Consider the following 18,731-nt stretch of genomic DNA (forward strand, 5'->3'; position numbering starts at 1 on the left):
GCCCTCGTTTTCAGCAATGCCGCACTGCGTCATAACAATGTACGTACATAATCACAAATAAGTGATATGTTTATGTACGGACGTTGGCGTAGATCAGCGCCCGAAACCACCAAATAAGGAGGCAGAGGATGCGTGGAGCAATAGCGGCGTTATTGCTGGGTATTGGATTGGGGGCAGGCACGGTGACGGCGCATGCGGCGTATCCCGAGCGCGGCGTCAAGATGATCGTGCCATATCCGGCCGGGCAGACGACGGATGTCATTGCCCGCGCTGTTGGACAGGAACTGAGTGACGCCCTGGGACAGGCTTTTTTTGTCGATAACCGAGGCGGCGCGGGCGGCATCATCGGCATGGAGGCTGCCAAGCGCTCGGAGGCGGATGGCTATACGTTGTTGATGACTGCCAGTGGACCTGTGGCAATCAACCCCGGGCTCTATAGCAAGCTGCCATACGATGCCCAAAAAGACTACGAGCCTGTTGCGTTGGTTGCGATGGTGCCGCTGTTTCTCGTAGTGCGCAAGGATTTTCCCGCCAACAACGTGCGTGAGCTGCTGGGCTATATCAAGCAGCATCCCGGCCAACTCAACTACGGCTCGGGCGGCAGTGGATTGACCAACCATTTGGCGATGGAAATGTTCAAGAGCCAAGCGGGATTGAATATGACGCATGTGCCGTATCGCGGGGCATCGGCCGCGTTGACGGGGCTGTTGAGCGGCGATGTGGCGCTGATGTTTGAGGCAGGTCCTGCTATCAAGCCGCATGTCGAGTCCGGTGCGCTAAAGGTATTGGCCGTGGGTGGCCTGGAGCCTGCGCGGGCGTTTCCGGACGTGAAGCCAGTCTCCGTTGAAGGCGTGCCGGGTTACGAAGCGCAAGCGTGGATTGTCTTGATGGCGCCCGCGGGCACGCCCAAACCCGTCATCGACAAGCTCAACGCGGTGACGCGCGATGTCGTGAGCCGCCCGGGTATCCAGAACAAACTCGCCGATTTGGGCGCAGACACGGTTTCAGTCAGCCCCGAAGACACGCGCGAATTTATCGCGCGAGAGATCTCCGTATGGGGCAAAGCGGTAAAGACCTCTAACGCCAAGGTCGATTGAATACCTGTTAACTTTTATGCAGGGTGGGATAGGGGCCGTCGTGCAATGCGTATTCGGACAGTATCTGGTCTCGTACGGCGCGTCGGCTGATCTTGCCTTGGGGATTGCGGGGCAGAGCCGCGATCGCGATGTGCGCGCGGGGATGTTTATAGCGTGCGAGACTCTCGACCTGCTGCCGTGCATGATCTGCCCAGAGGTCGTCGGCACGCTCTGCGACGGCGACGATGATCTCGCCCCAGTAGTCGGAGGGCAGTGCGACGACACAGATGTCGCCGCATCCTGGTGTGCCGGCGAGCGCGGCTTCGATTTCATCGGGATAGACTTTATAGCCGCCCGTCTTGATGACGTCGGCCATGCGGCCCAGCAGCCAGAGCCGTCCTCGTTCATCGATGCGACCCAAGTCGCCGGTGCGATGCCAGCCATCGGCGTCCGGTGCGTGGAAGCCGTCCTGATCGATATGGCCGACGTACATATGCGACGAGCGCAATTCGATCTCGTCGTGCGAGTTGATGCGCAGCTGTACGCCTGGTGCGGGCCAGCCCAGGCAAGCGCCTTCGCCGCTATCCGATGCAAAGCAGGCTTCGGTGGCGGCAGGATCCAGTACGGTGATGGGATTGACGTTTTCGCTCTTGCCATAGGTGACGCGAACGCAAGGGCCAAAGAGCGCACGTGCGCGCGCATAGAGGCTGGGCGTGAGCGTCTGGGTGCCGGTGAAAACGCAGCGTACGTTGGGGAAATGTTCGCCCTCAAAGGCCGCAGCGAGTTTTGCGAGCACGGTAGGAGGGGCGAATATCGCTTCGAGTTTGCCACTGCGCAATTCGCGGCCCACGGCCTCGAGGTCGACGCCATTGAGCAACACTGCTGTGCCGCCGTAGTCCAGCCATGCACGCGCCTGCATCGAGGCTCCATGCACATAGGGCGTCATCAACAATACGCGTGATCCAGGGCCGGGGGTAAAGGGCAACATGGCACGCAGCAGAACTGCTGCCAGCCAGCGGCGTCCCTGGTCATACACCAGCGCTTTGGGTTTGCCGGTGGTGCCCGAGGAAAAAATGATTCGACCCCAAGTATCGGCACGGACGGCGGGCAACACATCGGGATGGGGACGTGGTGCGATGTCTTCGCACAGGATCAGCCGGGCTCCCAGATCACTGACCGTGCCGGCATGGGCACGGTCAGTGATAATGTGGCTCATCGGGGCCAATTGTTGTCCCCATTGAATTTCCTGACGTGTGTAGGCGGCATTAAGATGCACCAGACAGACGCCGCTGATGGTGGCGCCATAATCTGCCCAGACCGCGTTGATACCATTGGGCAAGTAGATGCCGACACAGCCCCCTGGCTGTGCGCCATCGTTTAACAAGGCGTTCGCCAGCGCGTGGGCATGGGCATTGAGCGCCGCATAGTTCAGTGTGGCGTGGCCGTCGTCGACGGCCACCTGTTCAGGATAGCGTTGGGCCAGGGTATGGAGTTCGAGCGACCAAGGGATATCGTCGGTACGCGTCATCAGTCAGTTTCCAAACAGGGTGCGAATGTTGTCGATCTGAGCGAGGCTGGTCAATCGGTCATAGAGCGTGCCGGCCGACGGGATTGCTGCGGCATTCGTGCCGGCCTGAGCGCGCCATACGGCCAGGCAGTCATCGAATTTGGTACGCAAATCGGCTTCGTTCAGCGGCAAATGAGCATGTCCGCGTGCATAGCGGATTTCGCCTGAGCGGAAAATGCGGCCGTCTTGCATTTCGATGGTCACGGTGTCGTATAGGGCGAATGCGGCGTCTTCCGGATCCGGTGTCTCGACGATTTCGACGGCGACTTTGCGATAGAGCTCGTGCATGGCGGACTCGTTGACAAACTCGTCATTCAATTCCGCCAGCCCCACTTTACGTCGCATCAACGCAGCGGCTACGGCAAATTGCGCGCTGAATTTGGCTTCCAGTGCGGTGACGGGGGCCGCGTTGCGCAACATGGAAGCCTGGGCCGGGCCGATACCCAAGGTGATGTGCGCGACTTTGGCGGCATCCAGGTTTTCTGCATTCGCGATATCGAGAACGGCATCGATGACGCGATGGCCGGAATAGCAGACGGGGTATTTCTTGATGGACAGGCGCGTGGCCAGGATATGGGGGACGCCAGGCCGATAGGGACGTTCGCGATCGACATGACCATGCGGAGATAGGGCGGCCAGGAAACCCGCATGGTGCTCCAGTGCGTCGTTTGCCGCACTTAATCCCAGGCCGGCCAGCGTGACCGCTTCGAAGGCCAGGGCGCCGGCACGGCCTGCGTGCAGCGGTTTGGTCATGGTGCCGAAGTTCGCGACGAGGCCGCTGGCCAGGCTGGCGCTGATGGCCAGTGCGCGGACGATGTCGGAGGCTGGTAGTTTGCGCAGATAGGCCAGGGCTGCCGTTGCGGCGACAGTGCCGAATACCGCCGTGGGATGCCAGCCCTTGATGTGATACGGGTCAGATTCGCGCGAGGCCAGTTCCGCCCAAACTTCATAACCCACGACATAGGCGCGCAAACACTCGGCTCCTGAGGCGCCTCGTGCGTGAGCCTCCGCGAGAATGGCCGGCGTGAGCACGGTGCTGGGGTGGCCAGAAAGCGCGACGTCGTCGTAATCCAGTGCGTGACCTGCGACGCCGTTGACGAATGCGGCTTGCGGCGATGGCAGCGTCGCGCCGCCAAACCATAGCGGAGCGCTCTGTGTGCCGGACTGTAGCGTGGATCGCGCATACTCCATCGCGATACGCGTGACTGGCTCCTGATGTCCGGCGAGGGCGACGGCGATGGTGTCGGTCATGCCCTGGCGGGCAATGGCGATGGCCTCGCTTTCGCGGGTGCCCAAATCAGGCTGTGCGATGTACGTGGCCAACGCTTGGGTGAGTGCGTTCATGAGAGCTCCGTGAAATCCAGCGCTCAGAATGAGCGAGGCATGCCGAGGATGTGTTGGCCGATGTACGACAGGATCAGGTTCGTCGAGATCGGCGCGATCTGCAGCAGGCGGGTTTCGCGCCATTTGCGTTCGACGTCGTACTCGCGTGCAAAACCGAAACCGCCATGCGTTTGCAGGCAAGCCTCGGCAGCATGCCAGGCAGCTTCGGACGCCAGCATCTTTCCGATATTGGCTTCGTCCCCGCAGGGCATTCCCGCCTGGAACAAGGCAGCAGCCTTGCGCAGCATCAGATCGGCAGCCTGTGTTTCCGCATATGCCCGCGCGATGGGAAACTGGATGCCTTGGTTTTGGCCGATGGGGCGATCAAAGACTCGTCGATCATTGGCGTAGGCCACTGATGTGCGTGTGAACCAGCGCGCATCGCCGATGGCTTCTGAAGCAACCAGGATGCGTTCGGCGTTCATGCCGTCCAGGATGTAGCGAAATCCGCGGCCCTCTTGGCCGATCAAGCTGTCGGCAGGGATGCGCAGGTTGTCGAAAAACACCTCGGTGGTGTTGTGGTTGATCATGGCTTTGAGCGGGCGGATTTCCATCCCGTGACCCAAGGCGGCGCGTATGTCGACGAGAAAGACGGAAAGACCGTCGACTTTCTTTTCCACCTCGTCATAGGGGGTAGTGCGGGCCAGCAGCAGCATCAGATCGGATTGCAGGGCGCGAGAGGTCCAGACTTTTTGCCCATTGATGACATAGCTGTCGCCGTCTCGTACGGCCCGGGTTTTCAGGCGGGTGGTGTCGGTGCCGCTGGTAGGCTCCGTGACGCCGAAGGCCTGCAGGCGCAGTTCGCCGCGTGCGATGGCGGGCAGATAGCGTGCTTTTTGTTCGGCGCTGCCGTGGCGCAGCAGCGTGCCCATCGTATACATCTGGGCATGGCAGGCGCCCGCATTGCAGCCGGCAGCGTGGATTTCTTCGAGGATGACGGCAGCGGCGCGTAATGGCATGCCGCTGCCTTCGTATGCTTCGGGGATGAGCGCTGCCAGAAATCCCGACTCCGTCAATGCCGCGACAAATTCGTCTGGATAGCGGTTTTCTTCTTCCAGGCGGCGCCAGTATTCTCCTGGGAATTGCTCGCAAATGCGCCGTACGCTGTCGCGCACATCGGGAAAGTCTTCGCCCAAAGGCAACGAAAGACCTTCTGAAGAGGATGAAATCGTGTCCATAGCGTGTAGTCAGATGAGTTCGTAACGAGGGATTCAAGCGGCGAGGGCTTGACGGGCAGGGACAAAACCACGCGGCAACCCCGCGCGCGGCAGGCCGCCATACAAAGGCGCATCGGGCAGCGCGCGCTGCAAGACGCTGCGTACCTCTAATAGCGCCAAGAGGTCAATGCCCGTGTCTATGCCCATGGATTCCAACATGTAGGCAGCATCCTCCATGACGATGTTGCCGGTGGCGCCCGGTGCAAAAGGACATCCACCCAATCCACCGAGGGATGCATCGAAGGCCCGTACGCCACAGTCCAGGGCCGCCAATAGATTGGCCAAGCCGGTGCCGCGTGTGTCATGGAAATGAGCGGCCACAGGTAAATCGCCGACTTCGGCAAGAACAGCTTTGAACACCTTGCGCACCAGCGCCGGGTTGGCATAGCCCACGGTGTCCGGAATGATCAATTCGTCGGCGCCGGCCTCGACCAACGCGACGGCATAGCGAACGACATCACTCACAGGGACTTGCCCCTCGTACGAGCAACCCAGCGCAGTCGCTAACCCACCGCAGAGTATCGGCCGTTGCGCCTGCGGTTGGGCGCGTGCGAGCTCCACCATGTTGCGGAAGTCGGCCAAGGATTCTTCCCGGCTGCGGCGGACGTTTTTCATGTTGTGCGTTTCGCTCACCGACATGACGAAATTGATTTTGTGCACGCCTAACTCGATGCCGCGTTGCGCACCTCGTGAATTCGGCACCAGCGAGGCGACGGTCAGGCCCGGGATGCGCAGCGATTCCGTGGTGACCGCCTCGGCATCGACGAATTGCGGCAGCAGCTTCGGAGGGACATAGGAGGTGACTTCGATTTCGCTGACGCCGGCGGTCGCCTCGCGCCGTATCCATTCCATCTTGTCGGCGGTATCGACGAAAGTCGAGACGCTTTGCAGACCATCACGCAGGCCGACTTCGCGCAGGATGACTTCTCTGGACATGATGTTTTCCTTTGGCTGTTGGGTCAACGGCCCTTAAAGACCGGCTTGCGCTTTTCATTGAAGGCCAATACGCCTTCGCGACGGTCATCGGTGTCGATCAGATGGTTATAGGCCTCGATCTCGAAGCGGAACGCAGTGCGCAGCTCCATCTGCCCGCCATAGCGCACGGATTTCTTGATCTGACGAACGGACAGCGGGGCATTGCCCGCGATGACGTTGGCTGTCTCCAGCGCAGCTGGCAATACCTGGGCCGGCTCGTGCAGTGCGTTGATCAGGCCCCAATCCAGGCCCTGTTGCGCATCGAAAGGGCGGCCCGTCATCAGGATTTCTTTGGCGCGGCGTTCGCCGATGGCACGCGGCAGATTCTGTGTGCCGCCGGCGCCCGGCATGATGCCCAAGGTCACTTCGGTGAGCGCAAAACGCGCCTGACGGCTGGCGTAGACAAAGTCGCAGGACAGCGCCATTTCCAGGCCGCCGGCATAGGCATGTCCGTTGACAGCGGCGATCACGGGCAGCGGTAAATCCACTAATGTCCAGTACATGCGTTCGAACAGTTCGTGCTGACGCTGCCAGACTTCGCGGCTCATGCCATTGCGTTCTTTCAGATCACCGCCGCCGCAGAAGATGCGTTCCCCGGCGCCAGTCAGCACCACGCAGCGTACGGGGCCTGCATCCTCCGTCAGCCGGTTCCATACATCCAGCAAGTCATGGCCCATTTGAGTATTGAGGGCGTTGCCTACCTGCGGACGGTTGAGCGTGACGAGCAGGACGTGCTCGTTTTCCATGTGTAGGGTCAGGGTGTCGTAATGAGGAAATGCCTGGTTCATGAATGTGTCTCCGTGGGGGCAGTCTCGTGTGACGAAGTCTGGCCCAATAGTTGTTCGGTGTGCTGCCCCAGTGTGGGCGGACGAAAGCGTGGCTGTGGACGCTGTCCGTCAAAGCTGAGCGGCAGGCCAATGAAGTTCATCTCGCTGTCTGGCACGCGCTGCACCAGGCCCAGCGCCCGGGTCTGGGGGTGTGCCAGCATTTGATTCATGTCGTGAACGGGAGAGCAGGGCAGGCCGGCCGCCTCCAGTTTTTCTAGCCAGTAATGCGTGGGATGCTGTTCGAATATCTCGTCGAGCATGCCGTACAACGCGTCCTGGTGGTGCACTCGGCTGGGGTTGTCGGTAAAGCGCGGATCTGTGATCCATTCGGGATGACCCACCGTACGCGCCAAACTGCGGAACAGGCTTTCGCTGCCCGCCGCCACGACGATTTCACCATCGGCGGTGAGGTAGCCTTTGTAGGGGACGATGCTGGCCGTGCCCGAGCCATAGCGCGAGGGCGCTTCACCCGAGACCAATACCTGCGAGGCAATCAGCGACACCCAGGATGTGGCGGTTTCGAATAGCGACACATCGACGATACGGCCCTGGCCGGTGGCCTGGCGCTGCCAGAGCGCAGCCAGGATACCAATGACGGCCCACATGCCTGTGCCCATGTCGACGATGGACGCGCCCACGCGTACCGAGGGGCGGCCTGCCTCGCCCGTGGTGCTCATGATGCCCCCGAAAGCCTGCATCAACGGGTCGTAGCCGGGACGATGGCGTAGCGGGCCTGCGTGCCCAAAGGCGCCCATGTTGCAGTAGATCAAAGACGGCTTGAGCGCGAGCAATGCGGCCCCATCCAGGCCCAGCGTGTCGACCTGCCCAGGGCGCAGGTTCTGCAGGACGACGTCCGCGCGTTCGGCGATCAGGCGCTTGAGCGCGTCGGTCTGTTCCGCGTCGCGCAAGTCGCATACGACGGATTGTTTGTTGCGGTTGAGCGCCTGGAACATGGTGGAGGCGCCGTCTTGAAAGGGGGGCCCCCATGAGCGGGCGGCATCGCCGTCGTGTTTTTCCACCTTGATGACTGTCGCGCCCAATTCGCCGAAAATCTGCCCGGCAAACGGCGCGGCCACACTATGGCCCAGTTCAACCACGACCAGTCCCTTGAAGGGAGACGTGGCTGGCACACTATGGGTGGCAGCACTCGTTTGTTGCATGGATGAGGTCTCCGTCCTATCCCCTCATACGAGGGTTAAGCGTTTTATTTAATGTACGTACATTGATTACTTTACATCTAATTTAAATGTACGTACATTAACTTCATAGTCCGAGAGGGAATTGCATGCCATCGAAGAACAACAATCTTCCGGCCAAGCCGACACGCGCTACGCCACGCAGCAAGACACAGCCGCGATACGCGTGGCTGCATCAGAGCCTGCTCAATGACATCGTGGCGGGGAAATATCCTGTGGGATCGCTCCTGCCCACTGAAGCCCAGCTGAGCGCCACGTTCGGAGTGAGCCGGCATACGGTGCGTGAGGCAACACGCCGGCTGGTGGATACGGGAATGATCGTGCGATACCCGAGTATCGGCACGGTCGTGACCGCGGCCCAACCGGGGGCGGCGCAGCCGAGTTATATCGCCGGCCTGGGCACGATGAAAGACCTGTTGGCCTATACCGACCAGACTCGCCTGGAAGTCTTTGGCGAAACATTGGCCGTGGCTGATGACGCCATGGCGGAGTCATTGCGTTGCGAGCCAGGCTCGAAATGGCTGGTGTTTCACACCAACCGCTGCCTGGTTGAAAGCGGCCGTGTGATCTCGTACACGCGCGTGTTCATCCGGCCGGAATTCGAGGGAATCAAGCAAAAACTGCATGGCAATCATCCCAGCATCTACAAGATGCTGCAGGACGATTATGGTCAGGAGATCCACCGGATCCGCCAGCAGATCGAGGCCACGCTGATGCCTGAGAACGCATTGTTCCAGCTCGGCTTGGAAAGCGGCAGTCCTGCCCTGCGCATGCTGCGCGCGTATTTTGACCCGCAAGACCGTCTGCTGACGGTATCTGAAAACTTTTACATTGCCGATCGCTTCAAGCTGCAGACCGACTGGGAACGTGGAGACGAACCATGAGTTGATTCTCTTTCGGCGGGCTTGCCGCGTGCTCGGAAAAAAACGGACGGAGGAGACCATCCATGAAACGAGTACTCGCAGCACTGTTGTGCCTAGGCGCTTTGCTCCACGCACCCGCGCGAGCGGATTATCCGGATCGAGGCGTAAAAATCATCGTGCCGTTCCCGGCCGGTCAGACGACAGATGTGCTGGCCAGGGCAATCGGCCAACAGTTGACTGACGCGCTGGGACAGGCGTTCTTTGTTGATAATCGTGGAGGCGCCGGCGGCATCATCGGGATGGAGGGAGCCAAACGCTCAGAGGCCGATGGCTACACGCTCGTGATGGCCTCCAGTGGCCCGCTGGCGATCAATCCGGGGCTATACACCACGCTGCCGTATGACACGTTGAAAGACTTCACGCCGGTGTCGATGGTGGTGGTCGTGCCGCAGTTCTTGGTCACGCGCGCGGATTTTCCGGCGAATAATCTCAAAGAGCTTATCGATTACGTGAAAAAGCACCCGGGGCAATTGAATTACGGTTCGGGCGGTACGGGGTTGACGAACCATCTGACGATGGAAATGTTCAAGCATCAAGCGGACTTGAACCTCATGCACGTGCCGTATCGTGGCGCATCCGCTGCGCTGACCGGGTTGATGGCGGGGGATGTGGCGATGATGTTCGAGTCGGGGCCGGCCATCATGCCTCATGTGCAAAAGGGGACGCTCAAGGTGTTTGCCGTAGGCAGCCGAAACGGCTCGAAGGCTTTGCCCGATATCCCGACCATGGATCGTGCCGGCGTACCGGGTTTTGACGCGCAGACGTGGGCTGCATTGCTGGTGCCCAAAGGCACGCCGACACCCATTGTCGAGAAGCTCAACACGACTATGCAGCAGGCGTTAAAAGATAAAGCGCTGCAGGCACAGTTTGCGGCACTGGGGGCCGAAGTGATGCTGAGCTCTCCGGATCAGACCGGGACGTACATTCAGAATGAGATTGGCCGCTGGGGCGATACGATAAAGACCGCGAACGTGAAGCTGGAGTAACGGCGTCGGCGCCCAGGCCCAGAATGCGTGGCGTACAGCTCAGGCATGGGCGATCGAGGCCGCAACGATGCTCAGGTGATCGTGATCACTGCGTCAAGGTGGAAATGAACGCCACGGTGCGGGGGTCTTTCGGCCGGGTAAACAACTCGGCCGATGCGCCTGATTCGACCACGCGGCCATCCTGCAAAAACACGGCCTCGCGTGAGATCGCTGCGGCCAGGCGCAGGTCATGCGTGGCCATCAGCATCGTCATGCCCTCGCTGGCGAGTTGCTTGAGCACGTCGACCACCTCGGCCGCCAGGCCGGGGTCCAGCGCTGACGTGGGCTCATCGCATAACAGCACACGAGGCGAGGGGGCCAGCGCACGGGCAATGGCGACGCGTTGTTGTTGTCCGCCCGATAAATTCAAGGGCCAGGCGTTGGCTTTGTCTTGCATGCCGACTTTCGCCAGCAGTGCCTCGGCCCGCTCGCGGGCACGAGCCTTCGGCCATTTCTGTACGGTGATCAATCCCTCCATCACGTTATCGATGACGGTCTGGTGCGGAAATAACTGAAAATTCTGGAACACCATGCCTGTTTGCAGGCGGATGCGCTGTACGGCTTCGCGAGATGGTCTGTGTCCCGGCTCGAATTGCAGGACTTCGTCGCCTACGCGCAGCTTGCCGCTGTCCGGTATTTCCAGCAGGTTCACACAACGCAGCAACGTGCTTTTGCCGCTGCCCGACGGGCCGATCAGCGCGGTGACGCTGCCTTCGGCGAGCGCGACATCGACCTGGTGCAGCACGTGGTTATCACCAAAGTGTTTGTCGATCTGCGTGAGCGAGATCATCGTTTGCCCTCGCTAAAAACGGCATGCTGGCCGAAACGGCGTTCGAGGCGGGTCTGCGCGGCGGACAATACCGAGCTGAATATCAGGTAGATCAGGGCTGCCTCTGTATAGAGAATCAAGGGTTCATACGTGACAGCGGCAATGCGTTGAGCGGCCTGAAAAATTTCGGGTACCGTCAGTACGGCCGCCAGCGAGGTGTCTTTGACCAGCGAGATGAACGAGTTGGCCAATGGCGGCACGGCTACGCGCGCGGCTTGCGGCAAGACCGTGCGGCGCATGGCTTGGCCGCGGGTCATGCTGAGGGAGTAGGCTGCTTCCCACTGGCCTTTGGGGATGGACTCGATGGCGCCGCGGATGACTTCGGAGTTATAGGCGCCGACGTTCAAGATAAAGCCGATCAACGCGGCAGGCATGGGGTCCAGCACGATGCCTGCGTTGGGCAGGCCGTAGAAAATGATGAATAGCTGGACCAGCAACGGCGTGCCGCGGATCAGCCAGACATAAAAACGTACGATGGCCACCAGCGGCGCGGGCCCGAATAACCGGATGAGCGCCACGATGAATGCCAGGACCAATCCGCCCGCGAACGACAGCAGCGTCAGCGGTACTGTAAACACCAGCCCCGCATGCAGCAGAGGCCAGAATGAATCGATCATCAACTGCAACCAGGCAGGCACGATAGAAGGGTCCGTGTGAATGAGATCGCGGTGCGTCGTTGAGGGTAGAGGAAGACAGCATCATGCACGTGCTGCCTTCCGTCATGGTGGGTTTACTTCGCGGACAGGTCCGTGCCGAAGTATTTTTCCGAGATGGCTTTATACGTGCCGTCGGCCTTGATGTCTGTCAATGCCTTGTTGATGGCGGCGCGCAGCTCGGGGTTGTCTTTGCGGATCAGCACGCCGGATTCGCTGAATTCGGCGGTTTTATCGCTGGCGACAATTTTGGCTTTGGCGTTCGGTTTTTGCTTTTTGAAGTCCAGGAACGACAGGTTGTCGTTGATGGTGGCATCAACACGGCCGGAAAGCAGCAGGTCGATGGCCTCGTTAAAACCCTGCACGGCGATGACCTGGGCGCCATATTTCTGCGCCAGTTTGCCAAAGTTGCTGGTCAAGGTGTTGGCCGAGCGCTTGCCTTTGATGTCGTCAAAGCTCTTGATCTCGGTGTTGTCGTCGCGCACGATCAGCACCGCCTCGGAGGCGATGTAAGGATCGGAGAAGTCGTATTTGGCCTTGCGGGCATCAGTGATGCCAACCTGGTTGATGACGGCATCGTAGCGTTTGACGTCCAGGCCGGCGATCAGGCCGTCCCACTTGCCTTCGACAAATTCGGCTTTGACGCCCAGGCGTTCTGCAATGGCGCGGCCGATGTCTACATCGAATCCTGTGAGCTTGCCCGATGCATCGTGATAGCTGAATGGGGCATACGTGCCTTCGGTGCCGATCTTGATCGCGCCGGCAGATTTGATGCTGGCCAGATCATCCTGGGCGTGAGCGGAGACGGCGATGGTCAGGGGTAGCAGGCCGGCCAACAGAATCGAACGCAGGAGTTTCATAGGGTCACGCTCCGAGTGATGTTGTTATGAGCGCAGTGGCAGCCTTGTGAGCGACTCACTGCGCATAAACGACGACTCTAACAAGCTGCCTATTCTTCCACAACACATAAAAAATGTTGAAAATATTTCTTATAGTTATAAAAGCGTGTGTGCTGGCGCACCCCCTTGGGCTTGAACTGTTATCGGCTTGAGTTGGTGTGCAGCAGCCGCAAGCCATTGGCGACTACCAGGAGACTGGCGCCCACGTCGGCGAATACGGCCATCCACAGTGTGGCATGCCCGGTGGCGGCCAGCACCAGGAATACAGCCTTGATGCCCAGCGCCAAGATGATGTTCTGCATCAGAATACGGTGCGTGGCGCGCGATAGACGTACGAACTGCGAGATTTTGCGCAGATCGTCATCCATCAGGGCCACGTCGGCCGTCTCGATGGCGGTGCCAGTGCCCGCCGCGCCCATGGCAAAACCGATGTTGGCGCGGGCGAGCGCGGGGGCATCGTTGATCCCGTCACCGACCATGCCGACCTGGCCGCTGTCGCTCAGCTTGGCCTCGATGGCACGCTGTTTGTCTTCGGGCAGGAGTTCGCCGTGGGCCTCATCGATGCCGGCCTGTTCGGCGATGGCGCGCGCGGTGAGGCTGTTGTCGCCCGTCAGCATCAGGGTGCGCACGCCGAGCTCGTGCAAACTCGCAATGGCGGCTTTGCTGGTGGGCTTCAGGGTGTCGGCAACGGCGGCCACGGCCAGTATCCGGGTGCCGTCGGTCAGGGCAATCGCGGTTTTGCCTTGGGCCTCGTAGGTTTCGATTTGGGCCTGGATGTCTTGCGTTGCGACGTTCAGTTCCCGCATCAAGCGCAGGTTGCCCAGGTGCAGGGTCTGATCGCCAATACGGCCACGCACGCCACGTCCCAACAGGGCGGCAAAATCCTGTACCTCGGGCAGGGGGGCGTCGGGGTAGGCGGCGATGTAGGCCTGGGCGATGGCGCGCGAGACCGGGTGATCGGAACGCGCAGCCAAACTGGCCGCCAGGCGAGCCGCGGGGGATTCGAGCGCAGCGGCGAGTCCGGCATCGGCCGACGGGGCAGACCGGAAGATTGCGCCGGCTGGGACCATAAAGTCCGTGCAAACCGGCTTGCCATGTGTCAGCGTGCCTGTCTTGTCCAGCGCCAGCCAGGTCAGTTTGCGGCCTTGTTCGAGGTAAACGCCGCCTTTGATCAGGATGCCGCGCCGTGCGGCGGCGGTCAGGCCGCTGACGACGCTGACGGGGGTGGAAATCACCAGGGCGCAGGGGCAGGCGATGATCAGCAGGGCGAGCGCGCGATAGATCGCATCCATCCACGGTTGATCCATGAATAGGGGCGGTACGACGGCAATCAGGATAGCGAGGATGACCACGATTGGCGTGTAGACGCGCGAGAATCGGTCGATGAAGCGCTGGGTGGGGGCGCGCGCGCCTTGGGCTTGCTCGACGGCATGAATGATGCGTGCCAACGTGGTGTTGCCTGCGGCGGCAGTGACCCGATAGTCGAATGCGCCCGTGGTGTTTACCGTGCCGGCGAACACGGTATCGCCGACGGTTTTGTCGACCGGCAGGCTTTCGCCGGTGATCGCGGATTGGTCGATGGCGGAGGCGCCTTCGGCAATGATGCCATCAGCGGCAATACGCTCGCCCGGACGCACGCGCACCCAATCTTCCAAACGGAGTTCCGCGACAGGGACTTCTTTCCAGGATCCATCGGGCTGGCGTGCGGTGGCCACCTGCGGGGTGAGCGCCAACAGGTCTCGTACGGCGTTGCGCGCTCGGTCGAGCGCNCGGGCCTCGATGAGCTCGGCGATGTTGAACAGCACCATCACCATGGCGGCTTCGGGCCATTGGCCGATGAGGACGGCACCGGTGACGGCGATACTCATCAAGGCATTGATGTTGAGGTTGCCGTTGCGCAGCGCGATCCAGCCCTTGCGATAGGTGCCCAGGCCGCAGGTCAGAATGGCAGCCACCGCCAGGACAGCGCTGATTGCCGTGGGCAGAGACGCAAAATGCGCTGCTTCGGACAAGAGCGCCAGTACGCCGCCCGCGGCCAGCATATAGCCGGTGCGCGAGGAGGGCTTCTCCGGTGGTGCTGACCCGCCGGCATCGTCCTGCGCGAGGACCTCGGGGGTCATGTCCAGCGATTTGATAGCGCTCACGATGGAGTCGAGCAATCCTTCGGCATGCACGACAGTCAAAATGCGCTGCATCAGGTTGAAGTGAACGTCGTGCACGCCCGACAGCCTGTCCAGTTTTTTGCGGATCAGCGTTTCTTCGGTGGGGCAGTCCATTTGACCGATGCGCAGGCGCGTCAGTTGCTGACCGGGGCCTGCGGTCAGGGTCGATACGCTCGGGGCCGGCGCCCCGGCGGCACAGCAACTGCGTTCGTTGCTCTCGTGGGTATGGTCGGCGTGGGCAGCTGTCTTGTCACTGCCGTGGCTGTGCGCATGACCATGGCCGTCGCAGGAGGCGTGCTCGTGGGCGGTTGCCGAATCGTGTTCGTGGCTGCCGCCGCAGCAACTGCGATGAGAGGCGGACGAATTAGGCATAGGTCAAATTCCGTCTATGTCAGGAGAGTAGAGCCTATTTCACACCCTGGAGTTACTATAGGGTCAAGCGTTTGAATTCGTGTTTGCTCTCATGTGGGGTGCAGGTTGAGTTTCTGCATGCGCGCCAGGGGAGCCTGAAGGAGGTCCAGATGAAAATCGGTGAACTCGCCAAAGCCGCCGGCACGACGGTCGAAACCGTGCGCTATTACGAGAAAGAGGGGCTATTGCCCGAGCCGGAGCGTGGTATGAACAATTACCGCAGCTATGGCACGCCGCATCTGGAGCGGCTGCTATTGATCCGCAATTGCCGGGCGTTGGATATGACGCAGGAAGAAATTCGGACGATTCTGCAGTTGGCGGACAATCATCAAGCGGGCTGCGGCCCGATCAATGAGCTGTTTGACGCCCATATTGCCCACGTCGATGCCCGGATTACCGAGTTGATGCAGCTCAAGACGCAATTGGCCGAGATACGGCAGCGCTGTCTCTCGGCTCACCCGGATGCCGAAGACTGCGGGATTTTGCACGGTTTGTCCGAGATGCAGGTAGAAGAGCGGCCTGCGCGGCATACCCACTTGGGGTGAGGGGATTTGCTCTGAATGATCGCTCTCGGGACGCGAAAGGCGCTGGGTGCGCGCAGCTTGTCAGCAATGCGGACCTGGGAATTCAGGGAACGGTGCTTACCTGAGGGTATGATGAGAATGTTTCTCGACTGAGTTCTTTGTCGTCAAGCCGACGTTCAGCCTCAAGGCGACTCGCCGGCAAAAGGCTCGGGATAGCTTTTTTAATTTGATGGGTTGGACCATGACTGTTGTTTCTCCTTTGCATGCGTTGGCTTCGCGCCGTTCGATGAAGTTTCTGCGTGCGCCCGCGCCTAAGCAGGAAGAACTGGATCAAATCTTGCAGGCAGCGATGAGCGCGCCTGATCATGGCAAGCTGCGTCCCTGGCGTTTCGTGCTGATCCGCGGCGAGGCGATTGGCCGACTGGCCGATTTGGCGCTGGACGCGGTCAAACGCAGCGGCGATCCCCGTATGACGCCCGAGAAAGAAAAATCCGTGCGGCAATGGATGAGCGAAGTGCCGCTGTTCATCGGTCTGGCGCACAAAATCGATCACGACAATCCGAAGGTGCCCGAGCAGGAACAACTGCTGGCCACGGGGGCGGCAGTGATGAATATCCTGAACGGTGTCCATGCGCTGGGCTACGGCGCGTTCTGGAGTACCGGGATGGGGACCTATCTCGAGGAGGTCCAGAACGCCTTGGGCCTGGATGCGTTGGACTACCGTTTCCTGGGATTTTTGGCGATCGGGACCCCGGGGTGCGCAGTGCCGACTGTAGAGCGGCCGGATTTCCGGGAATTCGTGACCGAATGGACCGGGCCGGTCTGATCATCATTGAGTCATATGGCCAACGCGAACCGTTGCGATCGCGCTGACCATACCCTACCAAAACCCCGAAAGCGAGGCCGGTCGCGGTCTTTCGTGGTGGACCTCGGAGGGCGCTAACGGCGGCCGTCGATATACGGCCGGGCTTGCAGGATCAGGATCTTGTCGCCTTGTACGGCCCATTCGATATCCTGGTCGATGTTGCCCAGCCGTTGTTTGATCTGTTTGCCCACGGCCGCCAATCGCACGATCAGGGCGTCGTTCAGGACCTGGCGTTCGCCCTGGATGGGGACCTCGCGTACACCGCCTGAGGCGTTCGCGACGAGTTGCGTGTCCTCTGCGGAACGGCTCAGCACCTGCACGGCTTTGGACCAGCTCGAATACATAACCTGTTCGGCCTGGCGCTTGCCTTCGACGACTTTGATTCCCAACCCGCGTTTGGCCGAGAGGTAGGTGACGTACCGCCGCGAGGCATCAAAGGGATCGCGCGTGATCATGACGCCCGAGCTGTCCGATGCGGCGGCCAGTTGTACCAGGACGCCCATCACAACGCTGTCATGCGGCATGCCGGCAGCACGCCGCGCCTCGTAGGCCTCGAAGTTGTAGACCGAGGCCCACACGGCCAGCACGGCCTGCGTGAACGCGTCGGTGTCGGTGACGTTGGGAACCGTGGTGTACAGGCCTGCGCCGCTGAAACCAGGCAGGTCCTCGGAGTTCGAAGAGCTGCGCACGAAGACGCCGCGCCCTTGTAGTTGGCTTTGCCAGCGTTGCTGCCAGGTGGCGATGAGGGCCGGGTCGGGACGGGCCTGAATGATGTCTCGTCGCAGGGATGCCAATTCGGCACGGCGTACGGTGGCGTCGTTGATAAAGTCGGGGCGTTGCTCCAGCGCTGCCACGCGTTCGGGAACACGCAGCTGATGCATGAATGCTGCGTATTGCGCGAATGGGATGCAGAAGCCATCGGGCACGCTGGCCGCGGGGGCCAATGCCGACGAGAGCGCGCCCAGATTGGCCGCTTTCACACCACAAAAGCGGCTGTCCCGTGTCTTCAGACCGGCCAGCGGTTTGACCGTTTTGACCGTGAGATCGGGTTTGGGCAGCGTTGCGTTGATGGGTTTGGACGCAGCGGCCTGAGGTTGAGCGATACGTTGCAGGTGGTAGCCGTTATGGGTGACGCTGAGCTCCACCCATTGGCCGTCATAGGCGCGTAATGCGTTCACGGCATCACGGACATAGGCGTTGGGGATGCGCCATCCTTTGGCCAGCAGATTGACGTGCGACAACACGGTGGATGGACGCTGAGTGATCAGGCCGGCGACGGGTGAGAGCGCGATCGGGACTTCGCCCAGGACCACAATATCGGTGGGGGCGATGTCAGGCGTGTTTTCCACTGACTGGATGATGCGCAGCTTGCCTTGTGCGCGTCCTTCGTTCAGCGGCAGAAAGGATTGCTCGCGGATCAGCGTTTCTTGGGTCACGAACGGCAGGCCGGCCAATTGGGCGGCGTGCTCGTGCTCTGTCGAATTGGTCTTGAAACGGAGAGGCGCGTAAAAGGCCGCACGCAGGGTGCTGTCGGTCAACCGCAGGAGGTCGAGCGTGAGGCGGTCGCCTTCCCAGAATTCGTAGGTATAGCCCGGCAGGTCGCGTTGCCAACTGATGGTGCCGAACAGGAACCGACGGTTCGGCGAGCGGTACTGGGCGTTCAGCGTGCCCTTGTCCAGGTCGCGCTGCAGGCCCTGTTGCCGCACGAAGTTTTCATGCAGATCGAATCGTGGGGTGTTGACGTAATAAAGCCGATTACCGCGCTTGCGGTCGATGACGAAGATCACATGGGGGATTTCCAGTGGCGTGCCGGCGTTGTAGACGCGGGCGAGCTGTTGGAAATCGGCCTCGGTCCGGATCTGGTTTAGAAAAGCCGGCGCGCGATTAGATGTTGCCGCTCCGGTTGTGCCGTTATTTGGCTCGGTTGAGGCTGAGCCGGACTCGGGCGGCAGGAGCTGCCGCTTGCTTTCTTCATATGAAGAGGGTTTGCGCGCAGTCTGCGCGAGGGTGAGGGGGCTGATGAGCACCGTTAGCAGAGCCAGGCCAGCCGCGACGGCGCGAGCGTAACGAATCATGAACGTGATGCGAGTTGAGCGGAAAGGGCGGCTGACGGCCGGCCGGGATGTTGGTGCTGGGACCGCGGGACGAGATATTACCGTGACTCGGGACGGCCTATCGAGAGAAAAAACGGGTGTCGAA

At 60.7% G+C, this 18,731-nt stretch carries 16 protein-coding genes and 1 pseudogene; 5 read left to right on the forward strand and 12 right to left on the reverse strand.

Going from position 1 to position 18,731, the window contains the following annotated elements; genetic code table 11:
• Positions 1–128: 128 nt before the first annotated feature.
• Positions 129–1,097: a Bug family tripartite tricarboxylate transporter substrate binding protein gene (locus ACNA0I_RS11955; RefSeq protein WP_415806224.1), complete on the forward strand. Its 969-nt coding sequence runs from the start codon at positions 129–131 to the stop codon at positions 1,095–1,097.
• Positions 1,098–1,104: 7 nt separating this feature from the next.
• On the opposite strand, the gene ACNA0I_RS11960 is transcribed toward ACNA0I_RS11955, so the two are convergent.
• Genes ACNA0I_RS11960 through ACNA0I_RS11985 form a run of 6 tightly spaced genes read right to left on the reverse strand, consistent with a single transcriptional unit; the run spans position 1,105 to position 8,205 of the window.
• Positions 1,105–2,604: a class I adenylate-forming enzyme family protein gene (locus ACNA0I_RS11960; RefSeq protein WP_415806225.1), complete on the reverse strand. Its 1,500-nt coding sequence runs from the start codon at positions 2,602–2,604 to the stop codon at positions 1,105–1,107.
• 3 nt (positions 2,605–2,607) lie between these two features.
• Positions 2,608–3,987: an MmgE/PrpD family protein gene (locus ACNA0I_RS11965; RefSeq protein ID WP_415806226.1), complete on the reverse strand. Its 1,380-nt coding sequence runs from the start codon at positions 3,985–3,987 to the stop codon at positions 2,608–2,610.
• 23 nt (positions 3,988–4,010) lie between these two features.
• On the reverse strand, positions 4,011–5,204 hold the full coding sequence (locus tag ACNA0I_RS11970) for an acyl-CoA dehydrogenase family protein (protein WP_415806227.1): 1,194 nt from the start codon (positions 5,202–5,204) through the stop codon (positions 4,011–4,013).
• Positions 5,205–5,237: 33 nt separating this feature from the next.
• Positions 5,238–6,179 (reverse strand): hydroxymethylglutaryl-CoA lyase, encoded by a 942-nt coding sequence (locus ACNA0I_RS11975; RefSeq protein WP_415806228.1) that lies wholly within the window; start codon positions 6,177–6,179, stop codon positions 5,238–5,240.
• Between the two features lie 23 nt (positions 6,180–6,202).
• Positions 6,203–7,006: an enoyl-CoA hydratase/isomerase family protein gene (locus ACNA0I_RS11980; RefSeq protein WP_415806229.1), complete on the reverse strand. Its 804-nt coding sequence runs from the start codon at positions 7,004–7,006 to the stop codon at positions 6,203–6,205.
• A complete protein-coding gene (locus ACNA0I_RS11985; RefSeq protein WP_415806230.1) occupies positions 7,003–8,205 on the reverse strand; it encodes a CaiB/BaiF CoA transferase family protein in 1,203 nt (400 codons plus the stop codon). Before ACNA0I_RS11985 ends, ACNA0I_RS11980 begins: the two co-directional genes overlap by 4 nt.
• Positions 8,206–8,330: 125 nt before the next feature.
• On the opposite strand from ACNA0I_RS11985, the gene ACNA0I_RS11990 reads away from it, so the two are divergent.
• Both ACNA0I_RS11990 and ACNA0I_RS11995 read left to right on the forward strand, forming a co-directional pair.
• Complete coding sequence (locus tag ACNA0I_RS11990; protein ID WP_415806231.1) at positions 8,331–9,125, forward strand: GntR family transcriptional regulator; 795 nt, start codon at positions 8,331–8,333, stop codon at positions 9,123–9,125.
• 62 nt (positions 9,126–9,187) lie between these two features.
• Positions 9,188–10,150 carry a Bug family tripartite tricarboxylate transporter substrate binding protein gene (locus tag ACNA0I_RS11995; RefSeq protein ID WP_415806232.1) on the forward strand — a complete coding sequence of 321 codons (963 nt, stop codon included), beginning with the start codon at positions 9,188–9,190 and terminating at the stop codon, positions 10,148–10,150.
• A gap of 85 nt (positions 10,151–10,235) precedes the next feature.
• Here the strand turns inward: ACNA0I_RS11995 and ACNA0I_RS12000 are convergent, their stop codons facing one another.
• From ACNA0I_RS12000 to ACNA0I_RS12020, 5 genes and pseudogenes are all read right to left on the reverse strand, one after another.
• The gene (locus ACNA0I_RS12000; protein WP_415806233.1) at positions 10,236–10,979 is read right to left on the reverse strand and encodes an amino acid ABC transporter ATP-binding protein; all 744 of its coding nucleotides are present in this window, start codon (positions 10,977–10,979) and stop codon (positions 10,236–10,238) included.
• Positions 10,976–11,656 (reverse strand): amino acid ABC transporter permease, encoded by a 681-nt coding sequence (locus tag ACNA0I_RS12005; RefSeq protein ID WP_415806234.1) that lies wholly within the window; start codon positions 11,654–11,656, stop codon positions 10,976–10,978. Before ACNA0I_RS12005 ends, ACNA0I_RS12000 begins: the two co-directional genes overlap by 4 nt.
• 92 nt (positions 11,657–11,748) lie before the next feature.
• Positions 11,749–12,531, reverse strand: coding sequence for an amino acid ABC transporter substrate-binding protein (locus tag ACNA0I_RS12010; RefSeq protein ID WP_415806235.1), 783 nt, complete (start codon positions 12,529–12,531; stop codon positions 11,749–11,751).
• A 179-nt stretch (positions 12,532–12,710) separates the two neighbouring features.
• Positions 12,711–14,339, reverse strand: a 1,629-nt coding sequence (locus ACNA0I_RS12015; protein ID WP_415806236.1) for a heavy metal translocating P-type ATPase, incomplete at its 5' end; no start/stop codon positions are given.
• A gap of 1 nt (position 14,340) precedes the next feature.
• A pseudogene (locus ACNA0I_RS12020) lies at positions 14,341–15,104 on the reverse strand (cation transporter); the annotation flags it as partial.
• Between the two features lie 149 nt (positions 15,105–15,253).
• Here ACNA0I_RS12020 and cadR point away from each other — a divergent pair.
• The gene (cadR, locus tag ACNA0I_RS12025) at positions 15,254–15,688 is read left to right on the forward strand and encodes a Cd(II)/Pb(II)-responsive transcriptional regulator (protein ID WP_415806237.1); all 435 of its coding nucleotides are present in this window, start codon (positions 15,254–15,256) and stop codon (positions 15,686–15,688) included.
• A gap of 220 nt (positions 15,689–15,908) precedes the next feature.
• Entirely contained in the window at positions 15,909–16,493 is a 585-nt protein-coding gene (locus tag ACNA0I_RS12030) for a nitroreductase family protein (protein ID WP_094821383.1), read from the forward strand.
• Between the two features lie 113 nt (positions 16,494–16,606).
• Here ACNA0I_RS12030 and ACNA0I_RS12035 read toward each other — a convergent pair whose 3' ends face one another.
• Entirely contained in the window at positions 16,607–18,607 is a 2,001-nt protein-coding gene (locus tag ACNA0I_RS12035; RefSeq protein WP_415806238.1) for a PEP/pyruvate-binding domain-containing protein, read from the reverse strand.
• Positions 18,608–18,731: the final 124 nt, after the last annotated feature.

It is taken from the genome of Bordetella muralis, from assembly GCF_965139205.1.
GTDB classification, from domain to species: Bacteria; Pseudomonadota; Gammaproteobacteria; order Burkholderiales; family Burkholderiaceae_B; genus Bordetella_A; species Bordetella_A muralis.